Raw genomic sequence first — 17,385 nt, 5'->3', positions numbered from 1 at the left:
AGCCACCCGGGGGAAGACGGGCGCTTATGTATCGAACATATGTTCTTACGGCCCGAAGCGCAAGTCGCCCGCGCGCCGCGTCAGGGGGTTGGCGCCGATCGAGTTGCGGATGCTGAAGGTGACGCTGCCGGCCCGGTAGCGGTCGTCGGAGGACTCCACCGGGCGGCCCTCGTGCGTGGTGGTGACGCGGCGCTGGCGCAGGAGCGGGCTGCCGCGCCGCACGCCCAGCAGCCGGGCGTCCCCGGCGCCGGCGGGCACGGCGTCGATGAGGTGCTCGCCGTAGGCGAAGATCAGGCCGACGGACTCGTACAGGGCCTCGGTGACGGACGCGCAGTCGGCGGCCAGCGCCTCGACGGCGGGGGCCACCCACTCGGCGTAGACGGTCCGCTCGACCAGGACGGGCTCGCCCTCCAGCGAGCGCAGGCGCAGCACCTCCAGCACCTCGCCCCCGCCGAACCTGGCGGACTCCGGCGCGGTGGCGGCCCGGCGGCGCTGGGAGATCACCTGGCCGCCGATGCGGTAGCCGTTGGCCCTGGCCCACTGGGCGAAGCTGTGCAGCTCGGCGAAGCTCTGGCTGCGCGCGTTGCCGAGCACGATGCGCCTGGCGCCCTGCCTCGACCCCACCAGCCCCTCGGCGACCAGCACGGCCACCGCCTGCCGCACGGTCCCGCGCGCCGCCCGGTGCCGGGTGGCCAGCTCGGCCTCGCTCGGGAGCTGGGAGCCGACCGGGTACGCGCCCGCCAGGATGTCATCACGCAGCTCAGCGGCTATCCGTTCATAGCGCGCAACCATTCGCGACCTTCTCCATTCACGAAAGAGCAATGTTTATGCGACTTACTGGTGCTCGCTTGTTTGTACAAGTTCCCTTAGGTTCTTTCCACACCCCCCGGAGAGTGGAGGCGACGTGTTCACACCTCGCGCCCGTGCGGCCGGCGTCATCGCGGCCCTTACCGTTGTCACCGCGGCGTGTGGCGCCGCCCCGAGCAGCCAGCAGACCACCAAGACGGCCGAAGGCGGGGCGAACGCGGCGACCGCCGCCTCCGCCGCCGACTTCGGCGGCTTCGACAAGCTCGTCGAGGCCGCCAAGAAGGAGGGCAACCTCCACGTCATCGCGCTCCCGCCCGACTGGGCCAACTACGGCGAGATCATCAAGTCGTTCGAGGCCAAGTACGGCATCAAGATCGAGAGCGAGACGCCCGACGCGGCCAGCGCGGACGAGATCAACGCCGTCAAGACCCGCAAGGGCCAGGACCGCGCCCCCGACGTGCTCGACCTCGGCCAGTCGTTCGCGATCAGCGGCGCCAAGGAAGGGCTGTTCGCGCCGTACAAGGTGCAGTCGTTCGACAAGATCCCCGAGGGTCAGAAGGAGCCGACCGGGCTCTGGACCAACGACTACGGCGGCTACGTCTCGATCGGCTGCGACGCCAAGAAGATCGCCAACTGCCCGACCAGCTACGCCGACCTGCTCAAGCCCGAGTACAAGGGCAAGGTCGCGATGAACGGCAACCCGACCAAGTCCGGCTCGGCCTTCGCCGGCGTGTACGCCGCCGCGATCGCCAACGGCGGCTCCTTCGACGACATCCAGCCCGGCATCGACTTCTTCAAGAAGCTCAAGGACGCCGGCAACTACAACCCGGTCGAGACGACCCCGGCGACCATCGAGAAGGGCGAGACCCAGATCAGCATCGACTGGGACTACAACAACGCCGCCTACGCCCCCCAGATGGCCGCCAAGGGCCTCGACTGGAAGGTGAACGTGCCGACCGACGGCAAGTACTTCCAGATGTACGCCCAGGCCGTCAACAAGGACGCCCCGCACCCGGCGGCGGCCAGGCTGTGGCAGGAGTACCTCTACAGCGCCGAGGGCCAGAACCTCTACCTCAAGGGCTTCGCCCGTCCGGTGCTGCTGCCGTCCATGACCTCCGACGGCACGGTGGACAAGGCCCTGGCCGCGAAGCTGCCCCAGGTCGATGGCACGCCCGAGTTCCCCACGCCCGAGCAGGTCGACGCGGCCAAGGCCAAGCTGGCCGGCGGCTGGGACGCCGCGATCTCGGGATGACCCGCCCGCGTTCCAGGGGCTGGGCCGGCGCCCTGCCCCTGCTGGCCTTCTTCGCCCTCGTCTTCGGCGTCCCGGCGGTCGCGCTGGTCGCGGGGGCCTTCACCGTCCAGGGACGGCCGAGCCTGGCCAACCTCGCGCAGAGCCTCCAGGGCGGCTACCTCGTCGCCATGGCCGGGAGCGTCAAGCTGTCGGCCGTGGTGGCGCTGGCCGGGGCCGTCCTCGGCACGTTCCTCGCCTACGCCGTGGTGACCTCGCGCTTCACGCTGCTGCGCGAGGCCGTGCTGACCGCCTCGGGCGTGCTGGCCAACTTCGGCGGGGTGCCGCTGGCGTTCTTCTGGATCGCCACGCTGGGCAACTCGGGCGTGATCAGCGGCCTGGTGGGGCTGCCCTCGGGGTCGTTGTACACGTTCTGGGGGCTGGCGATCGTCTACCTGTACTTCGCGATCCCGCTGATGGTGCTGGTCATGGCGCCCGCGCTGGACGGGCTGAGGCCCCAGTGGCGCGAGGCCGCCGCCAACAGCGGCGCGACCGCCTGGCACTACTGGCGCCTGGTCGCGCTGCCGGTGCTCGCGCCCGCGATGCTGGGCGGGGTGGTGCTGCTGTTCGGGTCGGCGTTCTCGGCGTACGCGACCGCGAACGCCATGGTGGGCACCGTCGTGCCGCTGGTCACCCTGAAGATCGCCAGCGCGCTGACCGGTGACGTGCTGGTCGGCTACGAGAACATCGCGCTGGCGCTCAGCCTCGACATGATCGTGGTGGCCGGGCTGGTGATGGCGATCTACCTGCCGCTGCAGAGGAGGAGCTCCCGATGGCTGCGCTGACCGGGCTGGAGCCCGTCGCCGCGGCGGCGGCGAAACCGCCCGCCCGGCCCCGCTGGTGGCGCGGCCTGGTGTTCGCCCTGGCCGCGGCCTACTTCCTGATCCCGCTCGGGGCCTCGCTCTGGTACACGATCCACAACCCGGCCACCGGGGTGTCGTTCTCCGCCTACGGCGAGCTGCTGACGGCCGAGGGCTTCGCCCGCTCGCTGCTGATGTCGCTGTCGCTGGCCGCCGCGACGATCGTGCTGGTCCTGCTGCTGGCGCTGCCGGCGATGCTGGCCGTACGGCTGTTCGCGCCGCGGCTGCGGCCGGTGATGGAGGTGTTGTGCACGCTGCCGCTGGTGGTGCCGCCGATCACGTTCGTGGCCGGGCTGACGACGTCGTTGCGTGACGGGGCCGACATCCTGGCGCCGACGCCGTTCTGGGGCACGCTGATCGCGATCCAGGACCCTGGGTTCCCCGTCGTGCTCGTGCTCGCCTACGTCGTGCTGGTGCTGCCGTTCGTCTACCGCTCGCTGGACGCCGGGCTGCGCACCATGGACGTGCGCACGCTGGTCGAGGCCGCCCGGAACCTGGGCGCGTCCTGGCCGCACGTGCTGCTGCGGGTCGTGGTGCCGAACCTGCGCTCGGCCCTGGCCAGCGCGTCGTTCCTGACGCTCGCGCTGGTGCTGGGCGAGTACACGGTGGCCAGCCTGCTCGGCTACGAGCCGTTCGCGGTCTGGATCGTGACCGTCTCCGGCTCCAAGGGCCAGCTGTCCGTCGCGGTCTCCATCCTCAGCCTGCTGCTCATCTGGGCGCTGCTGCTCGCCGTCTCCACCGTCTTCAGTGGAAGGAAGAAATCATGACCGCTGCGGTGGAGTTCCGCGGGCTGCGCCGGGTGTTCGGCAGGACGGTCGCGCTCGACGGGTTCGACCTGACCATCGCCCCCGGCGAGTTCGTCGCCCTGCTGGGACCGTCGGGCTGCGGCAAGACGACGGCGCTGCGCTGCGTGGCCGGGTTCGAGCGGCCCGACTCCGGCGCGGTGCTGCTGGACGGCAAGGACATCACGAACGTGCCCGCCAACAAGCGCGACGCCGGGATGGTCTTCCAGTCCTACTCGCTCTTCCCCAACCTCAACGCCCGCGACAACGTGGCCTTCGGCCTGCGCGTCCGCAAGGCGCCCGCGGCCGTCCGGCACGCCAGGGCCGCCGAGCTGCTCGAACTCGTCGGCCTCCCCACGCACGCCGACCGTTTCCCGCACCAGCTCTCCGGCGGCCAGCAGCAGCGCGTCGCCCTGGCCCGCGCGCTCGCGCTGGAACCGCGCGTGCTGCTGCTGGACGAGCCGCTGTCGGCGCTGGACGCCAAGGTGCGGGTGACGTTGCGCGAGGAGATCCGCCGGTTGCAGCTCGACCTCGGCATCACCACCGTCTTCGTCACCCACGACCAGGAGGAGGCCCTGTCGATCGCCGACCGGGTCGCGGTGCTGCGCGAGGGGCGGCTGGAGCAGTGCGGGCCGCCCGCCGAGGTCTACGACCGGCCGGCCACGCCGTTCGTCGCGGAGTTCGTCGGGGCCATGAACCATCTGGCCGGGCGGCTGTCCGGGGACGGCGTCACCGTGCTCGGCCAGCTCCTCCCCGTGGACGGCCCGGCGCCCGCCGAGCCCGACGTGGACGTGTTGATCCGGCCCGAGGCCGTCCGGGTCACGCCCGACCCGGACGGCCGCGCCGAGGTGCTGGCCGCGTCCTTCCGGGGGGCCTCGGTGCGGCTGCGGCTGTCGCTGGAGGGCGGCGAGGTGCTGGCCGACGTGCCGGGGCACGAGGCGGCCCGGCTGGGGGCGGGAGCCCGCGTCACGGTCCGGCTGGTGGAGCGCCCGGTGCTGGTGGCCGCCCGCACGGTGACGGCGCCCGCGCCGGTGTTGTCGACCGATGCCTGAGAAGCCGCCCGACCCGATCCCGTCCGACGCGGTGCTGTTCGACGCGGTGCTGTTCGACATGGACGGCACCTTGGTGGACACCGAAGGGCTCTGGTGGCAGGCCGCGGCGTCGGTGGCCCGGTCGCTCGGCCGCGCGCTGACGGCCGCCGACGCGCCGCACGTGACGGGCCGCACGGTGGGCGACACGGCCGCGTACCTGGTGGCCGGGACCGGCGGGACGAGCGGCGGGATGAGCGTGGAAAGGGTGGCGGGCGCGCTCACCGAGGCGTTCGCCGAGCGCGTCAGGACCGGGCTGACGGTCGTGCCGGGGGCGCCTGAGCTGCTTGCCGAGCTGGCCGCGGCGGACGTCCCGACCGCGCTGGTGACCGCCTCCCCCCGCGGCATCGTGGAGCTGGTGCTGCCCCGGCTCGGGCACGCGTTCCACCTGGTGATCGCCGACGAGGACACCGCCCGGGGCAAGCCGCACCCGGACCCGTACCTGGAGGCGGCCCGCAGGCTGCGGGTGTCCCCGGCGCGGTGCGTGGCCGTCGAGGACAGCCCGGCGGGCGTGGCCGCGGCCACCGCCGCGGGCTGCCGCGTGCTGGTGGTGGACCCCGCACGCGGGCTGGCCCAGGTGCGGGCCGGACTGCGCGGCTCTCCCCCGCACGGGGGATGAGCCCGCCTCCCGCAGGGGAGGGACGGGCCCGCCGGCGTCGGCAGGATCTCGTGCATGAGCCCCGACGTGAGAATTCTCAGGACGCCCGCCGTCGCGCTCGCGCTGGTCGTCCTCTACGGCGGCGTGCGCGTCTACTGGGAGCTCGGCCACATGCCGGAGCGGATGTCGCCGATCGGGTCCGACCTGATCGTGTTCACCGGCTGGGCGGCGGTGGGCCTGTGCGCGGCGGCCGCGGCGGCGCTGGTCGTCCTGATGGCCGCGCGCCCGGACGGGCCGCTGGGGTGGGCGCCGCCGGCGCTGGCGTGGGCGGTGGGCGGCGCGCTCATCGTGTCGGGGGCGCTGCTGCTGCTCGACGTGGTGTCCGCGGTCGTCCCGGGGCTCGGCATGCCGTTCTCGTGGGCGGGGGCGCTCAGCAAGGCGGCCTGCGTGGGCTCGGGGGCGCTGCTCTGGCGGTCCGCCGCGGCCTACCGGCGGCGGGCCGCGGGGGCGTGCGCGGCGTGCGGGCGGCGTTCGTCCCGGGTGCTGGCGCGTACGCCGGGGTGGGCCTTCGCCGCGGCCTACGTCTCCGTGGCCGGCTGTCTGGCGCGGATCGCGGCGCAGGCGGCCGTGGGGTTCGACGTCGTGCCCTACCGTGCCGGGGCGGTGGCGTTCGAGATCGAGTTCCTGCTCGCCGGGACGCTGCTGCCGCTGGCGCTCGTCCACCGGTTCGGGCGGGTGTGGCCGGGATGGGTGCCGTGGCTGGCCGGGCGTCCGGTGCCGCGCCGGCTGGTGCTGTGGCCGGGGGTCGGGGTGTCCGGCGGGCTGCTGGCCTACTTCGGGGTGGCGCTGGGGCAGATGGTCGCCGAACGGCTCAGCGGGGGCGTGCCGTTCTCCGGGGGCGATCTGCCCGAGGCGTTCTTCTGGGTGGCCGTGCCCGGGTACGTGGTGTGGGGCGCCGGGATGGCCGTGGCGGCCTGGTCGTACGCGCGGCGTACGCGCATCGCGTGCGCGTCCTGCGGCGGATAGCCGCGATCGGTAAGCTGGGCCGCCGTGAGCGGTGATATATCCCAGATCGGGCACTACCGGCTGCTGAGCGTGCTCGGGCGGGGCGGCATGGGCACGGTCCACCTCGCCGAGGATCCCGCCGGGCAGCGGGTCGCCATCAAGGTGATCAATCCGGAGCTCAGCCAGCACGAGCAGTTCCGGATGCGCTTCCGCCGGGAGGCCGACGCCGCTCGCCGCGTCCGCAGGTTCTGCACCGCCGCGGTGATCGAGGCCGCGCTCGACGGCGACCTGCTCTACGTGGTCACCGAGTACGTGCCCGGCCCCAATCTGGAGGAGGCCGTACGCCAGTCTGGGCCGCTGCGCGGCTCCAGCCTCGACGCGCTGGCCGTCAGCGTGGCCACCGCGCTGACCGCGATCCACGGCGCCGGGGTGGTCCACCGCGACCTCAAGCCGTCGAACGTGCTGCTGTCCCCCGTCGGGCCGCGCGTGATCGACTTCGGCATCGCGCGGGCGCTCGACACGCTGGGCGGCGTCACCGGCACCGGCGAGCTGGTCGGCACGCCCCGGTACATGGCCCCCGAGGTGCTGCGCGGCGAGCCGGTCTCGCCCGCCTGCGACGTGTTCTCGTGGGGCTGCCTGATCGCGTACGCGGCGAGCGGACGGGCGCCGTTCGGCGGCGACACGCTGCCCTCCATCGTCTACCAGGTGCTCAACACCGAGCCCCGCCTCGACGACGTCGATCCCGGCCTGCGCGAGCTGGTCGGGGCCGCGCTGCGCAAGGACCCGGCCGCGCGGCCCACCGCGCAGCAGCTCCTCGACCACCTCGTGGGCCGCTCGGCCGCGCCCGAGCAGGCGGCGCACACCGTGCAGGTGGCCTGGCAGCACGCCACCACCCCGTTCACCGAGGCCGCGCCCACGGCGGCCGACACGGCGGCCAACACGGCGGCGAAGCGGCGCGGCAGGCTGCTCGGAATCGGCGCGGCCGCCGCGGCGGTGCTGGTGGCCGCCGCGGCGACGGCCTGGGCGGTGCTCACCCCGAGCGGGCCGCCCGACGACCTGGGCGTCCTGTACCGCGAGGACTTCACGCAGACCTCCGGCGGCTGGCTCGGCACCTACGACCCCGACACCACGGGCAGCAGGGGCTACCGCACGGACGGCACGTACGGGCTCGACGTGGGAGACGGCCGCGAGGAGCAGTGGGCGAAGGCCCCCATCCCCTTCCTCGTCGCCACGCCCACGAACACCCCCGACCCCTCGGCCACGCCCACGCCGATGTTGCCGTCGTCGGTGGTCGTCGGCGTCACCGCCGAGATCCGGGAGTACACGGGCAGCGGCGAGTACGGCATCTACTGCCACAACTCCGACGACGACGACACCTACTACGAGTTCGGCCTCGACACCGAGGGGAACGCGCGGATCCGCCGCGTGTACGACGGCGCGGGCGGCACACTGACCCAGCCCGCCAAGGTGGCCAAGCCGGAGGGCCGGTTGCGCATCGTGGCCTCGTGCGAGCAGCGCGGCTCGGCGGTGCGGCTGACGATGTGGGTGAACGACAAGCGGGTGCAGCAGGCCGACGACCCCAACGGGCTCGGCAACGGGTACGTGGGGCTGTTCGCGCGTACGCCCAAGGACAGCCAGTCGGCGTTGAAGATGACGTTCGACGACTTCGAGCTGCGGGGGCAGAAGGAGCCCTAGACCGGCGGGCCCGCGTTCCCGGCGGCCATCGGGGTAGGGGGTGAGGATGGCGAAGCTCATGGACCGGGTGCGCGCGTACCTGCGCAGCCCTGAAGGCAGGCAGACCGTCGAGAAGGCCAAGCGCATGGCCCGAGACCCGCAGAACCAGGAGAAGGCCCGGCGCTTCCTCGACCGGCTCCGCCCCCGACGCCACTGACCACCCCGCGGCCGCCTCCCCGGGGCGGCCGCTTGTGGCGACTGCCTCGCGGCTGCCTGTTCACGGCCGCCTCTTCGCGGTCGCTCGCGTCGGTCGCTTCTTGTGGACGCCGGTCGCTTCCTGCGGACGCCGGTCGTTTCCTGCGGACGCCGGTCGTTTCCTGCGGACGCCGGTCGTTTCCTGCGGACGCCGGTCTGATCGGGGTTGTCAGAGGATCCCGGCGCGGGCGGCGGCCAGGGCGGCGTCGGCGGCGCGGTCGGCGTCGCGCTCGCTCACCGGCTCGTGCGCGACGAACAGCCGGTAGTAGACCGGGGCGACGGCCACCCTGATCACCTCCTGAACGTCGACGACGTCGGGCAGCTCGCCGCGGGCGATCGCGCGCCGCACCACCTCGGCCGACTGGTCGTGCCGGGCGGTGAAGAACTCGTGCAGGGCCCGCGCCGCCTCCGGGCTCTGGACGGCCGCCGCCACGAACGCCGACGACACCGGCCCCAGCTCCGGGTCGGCGAACCCGCCGCGGACGAGCTGGACGATCGCCCGCAGGTCGCCCTCGACGCTGCCGGTGTCGGGGATCGGCCACGGCTCGTCCTTGGCCAGCTCCAGGGCGTCGGAGATGAGGCCCTCCACGTTGCCCCACCGCCGGTAGACGGTGGTCTTGTGCACGCCCGACCGCTCCGCCACGTTCTCGACCGTCAGGCCGCGGAAGCCATGGGCCGCCAGCTCGGCCAGGGTCGCCTGGCGCACGGCGTCGCGAACTCGCGCACTGCGCCCTCCCGGACGTCTGCTCGGTTCCAAAATCTACTCCAGTTGCGTTTGCGCTTCGCCTGTGCCAAACTAAAGCTACAACAGTTGCGATTGGAGTTCCATCCTGATCAACGTCCGCAGGCTCAGCAAGTCGTACGGCGACCGCGTCGTGCTCACCGATGTGTCCCTGTCCGTGGGCCCCGGCGAGCGCCTGGCCGTCGTCGGCGAGAACGGCTCCGGCAAGTCCACCCTGCTCCGGCTGCTGGCCGGCGTCGAACAGCCCGACGACGGCGACATCACCATCACCGGCGCCGTCCCGGGCTCCGTACGCGGCGATGTCACCGGAGGCGTCACGGCCGGCGTCACCGGTGTCGCCGGCGATGTCGGCCACCTCGGCCAGACGCTCGGCCTGCCGCCCGGTCACACCGTCCAGCAGGCGATCGACCACGCGCTCGCCGACCTGCGGGCCATGGAGCGAAGGCTGCGCGAGCTGGAGTCGGCGCTCACCGACGACGTCATGGGCGAATACGGCGAGCTGCTGACCGCCTACGAGGCCCGCGGCGGCTACACGGCCGACGCGCGCGTCGACAAGGCCCTCCACGGCCTCGGCCTGGCGCACGTCGCCCGCGACCGGGTGCTGTCGAGCCTGTCGGGCGGCGAGCGCGCCCGGCTGGGCCTGGCCTGCGTGCTGGCCGCCGACCCTGCCACGCTGCTGCTCGACGAGCCGACCAACCACCTCGACGAGGCCGCGCTGACCTGGCTCGAAGAGCGGCTGCGCGGCCACCGGGGGCAGGTGGTCGTGGTCTCCCACGACCGGGTCTTCCTCGACCGGGTGGCCACCGCCGTCCTGGAGGTCGAGGAGGGCGCCGTCACCCGGTTCGGCGGCGGGTACAGCGGCTACCTGGCCGCCAAGGCGGCGGCGCGGGCGCGCTGGGAGCAGGCGTACGCGGCCTGGCGCGAGGAGGTGCGGCAGGTGCGCGAGCACGCCGCCACCACCGCCCACCGCGTGGCGGCCGGGCGGGCCATGAGGGACAACAACAAGATGGCCTACGACCGCAACGCGGGCCGGGTCCAGAGCTCGGTGGCCACCCGCGTGCGCAACGCCCACGAGCGGCTGCGCCGCCTGGAGGACGACCCGGTCCCCCGTCCGCCGACGCCGCTGCGCTTCCGGGCCGCCTTCCGCGCTCCCGCCCCCGCTCCGGCGGCCGACGGTCCGGCCGCGCCCGCGCCGCTGGTGGAGCTGCGTGACGTGCACGTCGGCGACCGGCTCCACGTCGGGTCGCTGACCGTCCGGCCGGGCGAGCGGGTGCTGGTGAGCGGGCCCAACGGGGCGGGCAAGTCCACGCTGCTGCGGGTCCTGGCCGAGCGCGCCGGGCGCCGGGCCGGCCACCTCGCCCAGGACGACGACCTCGACCCCGGCCTGGCCGTGCTCGCCGCGTTCGGGCACGACGGCTACGCCGACGAGCGGCGCGCGGCCCTGCTGGACACCGGCCTCTTCCCCGAGCACGCGCTCGACCGGCGGGTGGGCGAGCTCTCGGTCGGCCAGCGACGCCGGCTGTCGCTGGCCAGGCTGCTCATCGGCGAGCACGACCTGCTGCTGCTCGACGAGCCGACCAACCATCTGTCGCCCGTCCTGGCCGACGAGCTCGACCACGCGCTCGCCGCCTATCAGGGGGCGGTGGTCATGGTCACGCACGACCGGGCGCTGAGGCGCCGTTTCACCGGCACCGAGATCCGACTGACAGGGGGACACATATGTTGACCATGATTTCCGCGGGCTCGCCCTACGGCGTGGCCACCGCCGCCGACGGCGCGCTCTGGTTCACGCTCGTCCACCAGGGCCGGGTCGGCAGGCTGGTGCCGGGGCACGAGCCGGTGATCCACCAGCTCGACCCGGCCGACGGGCAGCCCGGCGTGATCGTGCCCGGCCACGACGGCGCGATGTGGTTCACCGAGGGCAAGGGCGGCCGGGTCTGCCGCATCACCGATGACGGCCAGGTCACCGCGTACTCGGCCGACTCGCCGTACGGGATCGTGGCCGGGCCCGACGGGGCGATGTGGTTCACCCAGATGGGCAGCGGGCGCATCGGGCGCATCGGCGCCGACGGCGAGCGGTCCGACTTCAACGTGCCGGTGGAGGGCGGCATGCCCGCCTTCATCACGGTGGGCGGCGACGACGCGCTGTGGTTCTCGATCAACCAGGGCCACGCCGTCGGCCGGATCTCGCTGTCCGGGGAGGTCACCGTGCATCCGCTGCCCACCGAGGGCGCCGCCCCCGTGGGCATCACGCTCGGGCCCGACGGGGCGGTGTGGTTCGTGGAGATCGGCGCGGGGCAGGTCGGCCGGATCGATCCGGCAGGGAAGATCACCGAGTTCCCGCTGCCCGATCGGGCCTGCCGTCCGCACGCCATCGTGGCCGGTCCCGACGGCGCGCTCTGGTTCACCGAGTGGGCCGCCGGGCGTCTGGGCCGCATCACGGTCGAGGGCACGATCGAGGAGCACCCGCTGCCCTCGGTGCCGGCGCCGCCGTCCGCACCCGCCGGGCAGGGCGAGCCGGGCCCCGCCGGAAGCAATGAGCCGCACGGGCTGACGGTCGGGGCCGACGGAGCAATCTGGGTGGCCCTGGAAGCCGGCGCCCTGGCCCGCCTCCTCCCCACCCCGACCAGCGACGCCCCCATCCGGTGACAGCCACACCCGCCCAGTAGCGGCCGGCCCCAGCGACAGCCACACCCCGCCAGTGACGGCCGCATCCGGGCAGTGACGGCCGCTTCCGGGCAGTGACGGCCGCATCCGGTGACGGCCACGCCCGCCCCGGTGAGCCGCGGGCCGCCTACCGCCGGTGAGCTGCGGGCGGTGCGCCCCTCGCGACCGCGGCAGGTGCTGCCGATCCGCCAGAGCCTCCGGCGGCGCGGTGGGGGCAGGGCGGCGATGGGCCGCCGGGGCCGAGTTGACCGAGGGAGTGCGGGCCGACATCGTCTCCGGCCAGGGCGGCCAGGGGCGGGTGCTGAGCGGCCCGCACTACGGCCTCACTGAGGCTCCTCGGTGGTGGGGTGGGGTGGCGGGGGGTGGCTCGGGCGGAGTTGACTGGGGGGATGCATGCCATCATCGTCTCCGCCCAGGGCGGTCCAGAGGTTCTCGAATACGTCGAGCGTCCCGATCCGGCGCCGGGTGACGGGGAGGTCGTGGTCGACGTCGCGGCCAGCGGCGTCAACTTCATCGACATCTACCACCGTTCCGGCGCCTACCCGCTCTCGCTGCCGACCCCGATCGGGTCCGAGGGGGCCGGCGTGGTCTCGGCCGTCGGCCCGGGGGTCGAGGGGCCGGCCGTCGGCGACACCGTCGCCTGGGCCGGCGTGCTGGGGAGTTACGCGGAGAAGGCGGTGGTGCCGGCCGACCGGCTGGTGCCGGTGCCCGACGGCGTGTCCGCCGAGCTGGCGGCGGCGGCGATGCTCCAGGGCATGACCGCCCACTACCTCACCCACTCGACGTACGACGTCAAGGAGGGCGACCAGGTGCTGGTGCACGCCGGCGCGGGCGGCATGGGCCAGCTGCTGATCCAGGTCGCCAAGCTGCGCGGCGCCAAGGTCTACAGCACGGTCTCCACGCCGGAGAAGGAGAAGCTGGCCCGCGCGGCCGGGGCCGACGAGGTGCTGGGCTACGACGAGTTCGCCGACGCGTTGCGCGGCCGGATCCACGTCGTCTACGACGGCGTCGGGAAGACGACGTTCGACGGCGGCCTGGAGGCGCTGCGCCCGCGCGGGCTCATGGCGCTCTACGGCGCGGCCAGCGGCCCGGTCCCGCCGATCGACCCGCAGGCGCTCAACCGCGCCGGCTCGCTCTTCCTGACCAGGCCCACGCTCGTCCATTACGTCGCCGAGCGCGAGGAGCTGCTCTGGCGGGCCGCCGACCTGTTCGGCTGGATCTCCTCGGGGCAGCTCAGGATCAATGTGTCCGAGCGCTACCCGCTGGCCGAGGCGCGACGAGCCCACGAGGACCTCGCCGCCCGCCGTACGACCGGAAAATTGCTGTTGATTCCTTAGCGCTACGCTCGCCCCTTGTGGACATCAATGCGGCAGTCTGGTCGTTCGCTGCCGTCGTCGCGCTCCTGACGATCACGCCGGGGCTCGACACGGCTCTCACCCTGCGCACGTCGCTGCTCACCGGCAGGCGGGCGGCCTGGGGGGTGGTGCTGGGCATCCAGCTCGGCACGCTGGTCTGGGGCGTGCTCACCGCGGCGGGGCTGTCGGCGCTGCTGGCGGCCTCGCGGTTCGCCTACGACGTCCTGCGCTGGGCGGGGGCGGCGTACCTGGTGTGGATGGGGGTGCGCATGCTCCTTGCCAGGGCGCGGGCCGGCGAGGAGGAGGACGGGCAGCGGGCGTTCGGGTTCGGCAAGGGGTTCCGGCGCGGCCTGCTCACGAACCTGCTCAACCCCAAGGTGGGCGCGTTCTACGTGGCGATGTTGCCGCACTTCATCCCGGCCGGCGCGCCGCACGCGGCGATGGGGCTGCTGCTGGCCGGGGTGCACGCGGCCGAGGGGCTGGCGTGGAGCGCGGTGCTGATCGGCTTCGCCTCGCTGATGAGCGACGTCCTGCGGTCGGCCCGCGTACGGCGGATCCTCGACCGGGTGACCGGCGTGGTCATCGTCGGGTTCGGGCTGCGGCTCGCCCTTCACGACTGATCCCACGGCCAGTCCAGCAGCCGCGCGCCCAGGACCGCGGTCTCCAGGGTGAAGCGCTGGGTGGGGTCGTCGGGCGAGAAGCCGGTCAGCCGGCGGATGCGTTCCAGCCGGTACGTCACCGCCCGCGGGCTGATCCGCAGCCTGCGGGCGGCCGCCGCCTGGTTGCCGTGCGCGGCGAAGACCGCCTCCAGCGTCTCGACCAGCGGCTCGTGGCCGCCCCTGGCGTGCAGCAGCGGGCTCAGCACGCTGGTCACCAGGTCCTCGATCGCGCCGCGGTCGCGCAGCAGCACGGGGAAGACCAGCAGGTCGGCGGCCTTGACCACGTCGAGCGTGAGCCGCAGCGCGTCGGCCAGCTCCAGCGCCCCGGCCGCCTCCCTGAAGGAGGTGACGACGCCGCCCGGCCCGCGGTGCGGCCGTCCCACGCCGACCCGCCACCCGGCCGGGAAGCGGGCGCGTACGTGATGGGTGAACTCCCCCACGGCGGCGGGCAGCGTGGCGGGCACGACGCACACCAGCAGCCCCTCGCGCACCGCCACCAGCACGTTGTGCGAGCCGAACCGCGCGATCAGATCGCGCTCGATGCGGTCCTGGTCCCCGTCGCGCAGCCCGCGGGCGGCGGCCACCACGTACGACTCGGCCAGCCGCAGTCCGAAGTGCTCGGCCCGTTCGGCCAGCCGCTCGGCCCGTCCCTGGAGCAGGTCGTCCACGAACTCCCTGCGGGCCGTCTCCTCGCCCCTGAGGGCGGCGAGCTGGGCCAGCTCGTACCCCTCCATGAGCGCCGAGACGGCCCTGCGCAGCGCGGGCAGCACGTCCGGCAGCCCCTCGGCGGCGGCGAGCGCGCCGTCGACCAGCGCCCGCAGCGGGACGCCCTGCTCGGCGGCGCGCGTGCCGTCGGCGCGGCAGGCGTCGAGCGCCGCCCGCGAGGGCGGACGCCCGGCGGCCGCCCCGGCCAGCACCTGGCGATGCCCGCCGAGCAGGTCGGCGGGCATCCTGGAGAGCACCATCACACTCCTACGTCACGCCTGTCGAAGGACAGGATCGCGGTGAGCGCGAGCACTGCTGTCGCTCCCGCCAGCACAAGGTAGTCCCCGACCGGCAGGCCCTCATAGAGCGGCCGGCCCTCGGCGTAGTAGTGGAACGGCGACAGCCACTTCAGCCAGGCGATGGCCGCCACGCCGCGGCCGAGTGTGACGACGATGTACCCGGCCGCCACCCACACGCCGACCACGGCCGAGGCGATCACCCTGCGCCCGGTCACCGCGCCCACGGTCAGGGCCACGGTCCCGAAGAACAGCGCGAGCAGCAGCACCCCGGCGTGCGCGGCCAGGACGCGGTCGAACGGCACCCCCAGCTCCGCCCCGGACGCGGCCGTCCAGGCCACGGCCAGCGTCACGGCGAACACCGCCAGCAGAGCCAGCGCCAGCGCGCAGAACCGCTGGAGCACCAGCCGCTTGCGGTCCACCGGCAGCGTGACGACGAGCTCCAGCGTCCCGGCCTCCTCCGGCTGGGCGATCGCCCGGTTGGCCAGCATGGTGGCGAGCACGACGAACAGCATCGGGACGAAGAGCTGGTAGACGACCGTCTGCAGGAAGTTGACGCCGAGGGCCAGGTCGGGCATGCCGCCCATGAGGTCCCTGAGCGGACCGGGGTACTTGGCCAGGGCCTGCTGGTTGAACGTCTCCGGGTCCTGGCTGACGCTGCGGAAGATGCTGATGTAGAGGGCCATGAACGCGCTGATGCCGACGGTCCACCAGATCAGGGCCCGGCGGTGGTCACGCAGACTCTTGGTGATCATGGTGCCGGTCCTCCTCGCTGTAGTAGGTCAGGAAGATCTCTTCCAGGTCGGGCTCCGCGCTGACCAGGTGCACGACGGTGAACCGGGCGGCGGCCTTGACCAGGGCGTCCGGGCGGCCGTCGATCGTGCACCGGACGCTGGCGCCCTCCACGCGCAGGTCGCGCACCCCCGGCAGGCCCTCGAACGCCGACGCCGGCACCGGGGCGTCGAAGTGCAGCTCCATCCGGCGTACGGCCTTCTCGCGCAGCGCGGCCACGTTCTCCACGGTCACCAGGCGGCCCGCGCGGACGATGCCGACCCGGTCGGAGACGCTCTCCACCTCGGCCAGCACGTGCGAGGACATGAGCACGGTCCGGCCGGACGCCCGCACCTCCCGGACCATGGCCAGGAACTCCTGCTGGACGAGCGGGTCGAGCCCGCTGGTCGGCTCGTCGAGGATGAGGAACTCCGGCTCGTGCATGAACGCCTGGATCAGCCCGACCTTCTGCTTGTTGCCCTTGGAGAGCTTGCGCATCGGCACCGACAGGTCGGCGTCGAACCGTTCGGCCAGTTCCTCGATGCGGCTGCCCGGCACCCCGCCGCGCACGCGGCCGAGGAAGCCCAGGTAGTCGCGGGCCCGGTCGCGGCCTTCGAGCGCCAGCTCGCCGGGCAGGTAGCCGATGCGGGCGCGGGTGGCGGCGGCGCGCGGGTCGTGGCCGAGCACGCGGACCGTGCCGCGGGTGGGCCTGATCACGTCGAGGAGCAACCTGATCGTGGTGGTCTTGCCGGCGCCGTTGGGCCCGAGGTAGCCGAAGATCTCGCCGGGCCGGATCTCCAGCGTGAGGTCTTCGAGCCCGCGCCGCCCGCCGTAGTACTTGGTCAGCCCTTCGGCCTGTACCACTGCTGTCATGCCGGAATCGTCCCGCCGGGGCGGCGCCGGGGTCACTGGCCGAAGTCGGCAGCGTCCCGGCCGGTTCCCTTCCGGGACACGGCAACGAGAATGGGCCGCGTGCGATGGGCAGCCTGAATTGGGCAGGGTGAGGAACGTGGAGACGGCGTTCGTGCTCGGTGGCGGTGGCGTGCTGGGGGCTCACGAGGTGGGCATGCTCCAGGCGCTCGACGACTTCGGCATCCGGCCCGACGTGGTCGTCGGCACGTCGGTGGGCGCGCTCAACGGCGCGCTCATCGCCGCCGACCCCGCGCGGGCGGTCGACCGGCTGACCTCGTTGTGGCGCTCCGACGTCGTGCGCACGGCGTTCGCCGGGTCGTGGGTGACGCGGCTGTCCACCCTCGCCAGGACCGGCACCCACCTGCATCCCAACGGTCCCCTGCGGGAGGTGCTGGCCGGGACGGTGCGCACGGAGCTGATCGAGGAGCTGGCGGTGCCGTTCCAGTGCGTGGCGGCCTCGGTCGAGCGGGCCGCGGCCCACTGGTTCGCCAGCGGGCCGCTGGTGGACGCGGTGCTGGCGTCGTGCGCGGTGCCGGGGCTGCTGCCGCCCGTGAAGATCGGCGGGGAGCACTTCTTCGACGGCGGGCTGGTGCACAGCATCCCCGTCGGCCGGGCCGTGCAGCTCGGGGCCAGGCGGGTCTACGTGCTGCACGTCGGCCGGATCGAGCGCCCGCTGACCGCGCCCCGGCGGTTCTGGGAGGTGGGGATGGTGGCGTTCGAGATCGCCCGCCGCTACCGGTTCGCCGAGGAGATGGCCACGTTGCCGCCGGGGGTGGAGGTGCACGTGCTGCCCGCCGGGGTCGCCGCGCCGCTGTCCACCCTGCGCTACCGCGACCTGTCCCAGATCTCCACCTACATCGAGCGGGCGTACCAGGCTTCTTCCCGCTACCTGCGGACAAGAGGAGGATGAAGGTAGGACCT

General features: G+C 73.5%; 18 protein-coding genes. 13 read left to right on the top strand and 5 right to left on the bottom strand.

Annotation, left to right across the window (positions count from 1 at the left end; genetic code table 11):
* Positions 1 to 45 precede the first annotated feature (45 nt).
* Positions 46 to 792 carry a GntR family transcriptional regulator gene (locus tag ACIBQ8_RS31595; RefSeq protein WP_352360631.1) on the bottom strand — a complete coding sequence of 249 codons (747 nt, stop codon included), beginning with the start codon at positions 790 to 792 and terminating at the stop codon, positions 46 to 48.
* 112 nt (positions 793 to 904) lie between these two features.
* On the opposite strand from ACIBQ8_RS31595, the gene ACIBQ8_RS31590 reads away from it, so the two are divergent.
* The 8 genes from ACIBQ8_RS31590 to ACIBQ8_RS31555 are packed head-to-tail and all read left to right on the top strand — an operon-like array spanning position 905 to position 8,319.
* The gene (locus tag ACIBQ8_RS31590; protein ID WP_397193689.1) at positions 905 to 2,059 is read left to right on the top strand and encodes an ABC transporter substrate-binding protein; all 1,155 of its coding nucleotides are present in this window, start codon (positions 905 to 907) and stop codon (positions 2,057 to 2,059) included.
* Positions 2,056 to 2,880 (top strand): ABC transporter permease, encoded by an 825-nt coding sequence (locus ACIBQ8_RS31585; RefSeq protein ID WP_397179315.1) that lies wholly within the window; start codon positions 2,056 to 2,058, stop codon positions 2,878 to 2,880. Before ACIBQ8_RS31590 ends, ACIBQ8_RS31585 begins: the two co-directional genes overlap by 4 nt.
* Complete coding sequence (locus ACIBQ8_RS31580) at positions 2,868 to 3,722, top strand: ABC transporter permease (RefSeq protein WP_397179314.1); 855 nt, start codon at positions 2,868 to 2,870, stop codon at positions 3,720 to 3,722. The genes ACIBQ8_RS31585 and ACIBQ8_RS31580 overlap by 13 nt, the downstream gene beginning before the upstream one ends.
* Positions 3,719 to 4,789: an ABC transporter ATP-binding protein gene (locus ACIBQ8_RS31575; RefSeq protein WP_397193688.1), complete on the top strand. Its 1,071-nt coding sequence runs from the start codon at positions 3,719 to 3,721 to the stop codon at positions 4,787 to 4,789. Before ACIBQ8_RS31580 ends, ACIBQ8_RS31575 begins: the two co-directional genes overlap by 4 nt.
* Positions 4,782 to 5,444: an HAD family hydrolase gene (locus ACIBQ8_RS31570; protein ID WP_397193687.1), complete on the top strand. Its 663-nt coding sequence runs from the start codon at positions 4,782 to 4,784 to the stop codon at positions 5,442 to 5,444. The genes ACIBQ8_RS31575 and ACIBQ8_RS31570 overlap by 8 nt, the downstream gene beginning before the upstream one ends.
* Before the next feature lie 54 nt (positions 5,445 to 5,498).
* On the top strand, positions 5,499 to 6,449 hold the full coding sequence (locus tag ACIBQ8_RS31565) for a hypothetical protein (RefSeq protein WP_397193686.1): 951 nt from the start codon (positions 5,499 to 5,501) through the stop codon (positions 6,447 to 6,449).
* Between the two features lie 24 nt (positions 6,450 to 6,473).
* Positions 6,474 to 8,123 carry a serine/threonine-protein kinase gene (locus ACIBQ8_RS31560; protein WP_397193685.1) on the top strand — a complete coding sequence of 550 codons (1,650 nt, stop codon included), beginning with the start codon at positions 6,474 to 6,476 and terminating at the stop codon, positions 8,121 to 8,123.
* Positions 8,124 to 8,169: 46 nt separating this feature from the next.
* Positions 8,170 to 8,319 (top strand): hypothetical protein, encoded by a 150-nt coding sequence (locus tag ACIBQ8_RS31555; RefSeq protein ID WP_358294834.1) that lies wholly within the window; start codon positions 8,170 to 8,172, stop codon positions 8,317 to 8,319.
* A 207-nt stretch (positions 8,320 to 8,526) separates the two neighbouring features.
* Here ACIBQ8_RS31555 and ACIBQ8_RS31550 read toward each other — a convergent pair whose 3' ends face one another.
* Positions 8,527 to 9,063 carry a TetR/AcrR family transcriptional regulator gene (locus tag ACIBQ8_RS31550; protein WP_397179309.1) on the bottom strand — a complete coding sequence of 179 codons (537 nt, stop codon included), beginning with the start codon at positions 9,061 to 9,063 and terminating at the stop codon, positions 8,527 to 8,529.
* Positions 9,064 to 9,184: 121 nt separating this feature from the next.
* Here ACIBQ8_RS31550 and ACIBQ8_RS31545 point away from each other — a divergent pair, with 121 nt between their 5' ends.
* The 4 genes from ACIBQ8_RS31545 (at position 9,185) to ACIBQ8_RS31530 (ending at position 13,741) form a co-directional block, all read left to right on the top strand.
* Positions 9,185 to 10,825 carry an ABC-F family ATP-binding cassette domain-containing protein gene (locus ACIBQ8_RS31545; RefSeq protein ID WP_397193744.1) on the top strand — a complete coding sequence of 547 codons (1,641 nt, stop codon included), beginning with the start codon at positions 9,185 to 9,187 and terminating at the stop codon, positions 10,823 to 10,825.
* Positions 10,819 to 11,748, top strand: a complete 930-nt coding sequence (locus ACIBQ8_RS31540) for a virginiamycin B lyase (protein ID WP_397193684.1) — start codon at positions 10,819 to 10,821, stop codon at positions 11,746 to 11,748. The genes ACIBQ8_RS31545 and ACIBQ8_RS31540 overlap by 7 nt, the downstream gene beginning before the upstream one ends.
* Before the next feature lie 407 nt (positions 11,749 to 12,155).
* Entirely contained in the window at positions 12,156 to 13,103 is a 948-nt protein-coding gene (locus ACIBQ8_RS31535; RefSeq protein ID WP_397193683.1) for a quinone oxidoreductase family protein, read from the top strand.
* Positions 13,104 to 13,120: 17 nt separating this feature from the next.
* Positions 13,121 to 13,741, top strand: coding sequence for a LysE family translocator (locus ACIBQ8_RS31530; protein ID WP_397179306.1), 621 nt, complete (start codon positions 13,121 to 13,123; stop codon positions 13,739 to 13,741).
* Here ACIBQ8_RS31530 and ACIBQ8_RS31525 read toward each other — a convergent pair.
* From ACIBQ8_RS31525 to ACIBQ8_RS31515, 3 genes are read right to left on the bottom strand one after another with little or no spacing between them, the layout of a single operon-like run.
* Entirely contained in the window at positions 13,732 to 14,745 is a 1,014-nt protein-coding gene (locus ACIBQ8_RS31525; protein ID WP_397179305.1) for a PucR family transcriptional regulator, read from the bottom strand. The two genes, ACIBQ8_RS31530 and ACIBQ8_RS31525, sit on opposite strands and share 10 nt — an antisense overlap.
* Entirely contained in the window at positions 14,745 to 15,536 is a 792-nt protein-coding gene (locus tag ACIBQ8_RS31520) for an ABC transporter permease subunit (protein WP_397193682.1), read from the bottom strand. Before ACIBQ8_RS31520 ends, ACIBQ8_RS31525 begins: the two co-directional genes overlap by 1 nt.
* Complete coding sequence (locus tag ACIBQ8_RS31515) at positions 15,514 to 16,425, bottom strand: ATP-binding cassette domain-containing protein (RefSeq protein ID WP_397179303.1); 912 nt, start codon at positions 16,423 to 16,425, stop codon at positions 15,514 to 15,516. Before ACIBQ8_RS31515 ends, ACIBQ8_RS31520 begins: the two co-directional genes overlap by 23 nt.
* 136 nt (positions 16,426 to 16,561) lie before the next feature.
* Here ACIBQ8_RS31515 and ACIBQ8_RS31510 point away from each other — a divergent pair, with 136 nt between their 5' ends.
* A complete protein-coding gene (locus tag ACIBQ8_RS31510; RefSeq protein WP_397179302.1) occupies positions 16,562 to 17,374 on the top strand; it encodes a patatin-like phospholipase family protein in 813 nt (270 codons plus the stop codon).
* Positions 17,375 to 17,385 lie beyond the last annotated feature (11 nt).

The sequence above is a fragment of the Nonomuraea sp. NPDC049646 genome (assembly GCF_044465525.1).
Classification (GTDB): domain Bacteria; phylum Actinomycetota; class Actinomycetes; order Streptosporangiales; family Streptosporangiaceae; genus Nonomuraea.
Note: the sequence above shows the minus strand (reverse complement) of the source record. Positions and strands in the feature narration are given on the sequence as shown.

Excerpts from the sequence above, each read along its gene's own strand:
- ACIBQ8_RS31595 (WP_352360631.1), bottom strand. The coding sequence starts at position 792 with ATGGTTGCGCGCTATGAACGGATAGCCGCTGAGCTGCGTGATGACATC.
- ACIBQ8_RS31585 (WP_397179315.1), top strand. The coding sequence starts at position 2,056 with ATGACCCGCCCGCGTTCCAGGGGCTGGGCCGGCGCCCTGCCCCTGCTG.
- ACIBQ8_RS31580 (WP_397179314.1), top strand. The coding sequence starts at position 2,868 with ATGGCTGCGCTGACCGGGCTGGAGCCCGTCGCCGCGGCGGCGGCGAAA.
- ACIBQ8_RS31575 (WP_397193688.1), top strand. The coding sequence starts at position 3,719 with ATGACCGCTGCGGTGGAGTTCCGCGGGCTGCGCCGGGTGTTCGGCAGG.
- ACIBQ8_RS31570 (WP_397193687.1), top strand. The coding sequence starts at position 4,782 with ATGCCTGAGAAGCCGCCCGACCCGATCCCGTCCGACGCGGTGCTGTTC.
- ACIBQ8_RS31565 (WP_397193686.1), top strand. The coding sequence starts at position 5,499 with ATGAGCCCCGACGTGAGAATTCTCAGGACGCCCGCCGTCGCGCTCGCG.
- ACIBQ8_RS31555 (WP_358294834.1), top strand. The coding sequence starts at position 8,170 with ATGGCGAAGCTCATGGACCGGGTGCGCGCGTACCTGCGCAGCCCTGAA.
- ACIBQ8_RS31540 (WP_397193684.1), top strand. The coding sequence starts at position 10,819 with ATGTTGACCATGATTTCCGCGGGCTCGCCCTACGGCGTGGCCACCGCC.
- ACIBQ8_RS31535 (WP_397193683.1), top strand. The coding sequence starts at position 12,156 with ATGCATGCCATCATCGTCTCCGCCCAGGGCGGTCCAGAGGTTCTCGAA.
- ACIBQ8_RS31525 (WP_397179305.1), bottom strand. The coding sequence starts at position 14,745 with ATGGTGCTCTCCAGGATGCCCGCCGACCTGCTCGGCGGGCATCGCCAG.
- ACIBQ8_RS31520 (WP_397193682.1), bottom strand. The coding sequence starts at position 15,536 with ATGATCACCAAGAGTCTGCGTGACCACCGCCGGGCCCTGATCTGGTGG.
- ACIBQ8_RS31515 (WP_397179303.1), bottom strand. The coding sequence starts at position 16,425 with ATGACAGCAGTGGTACAGGCCGAAGGGCTGACCAAGTACTACGGCGGG.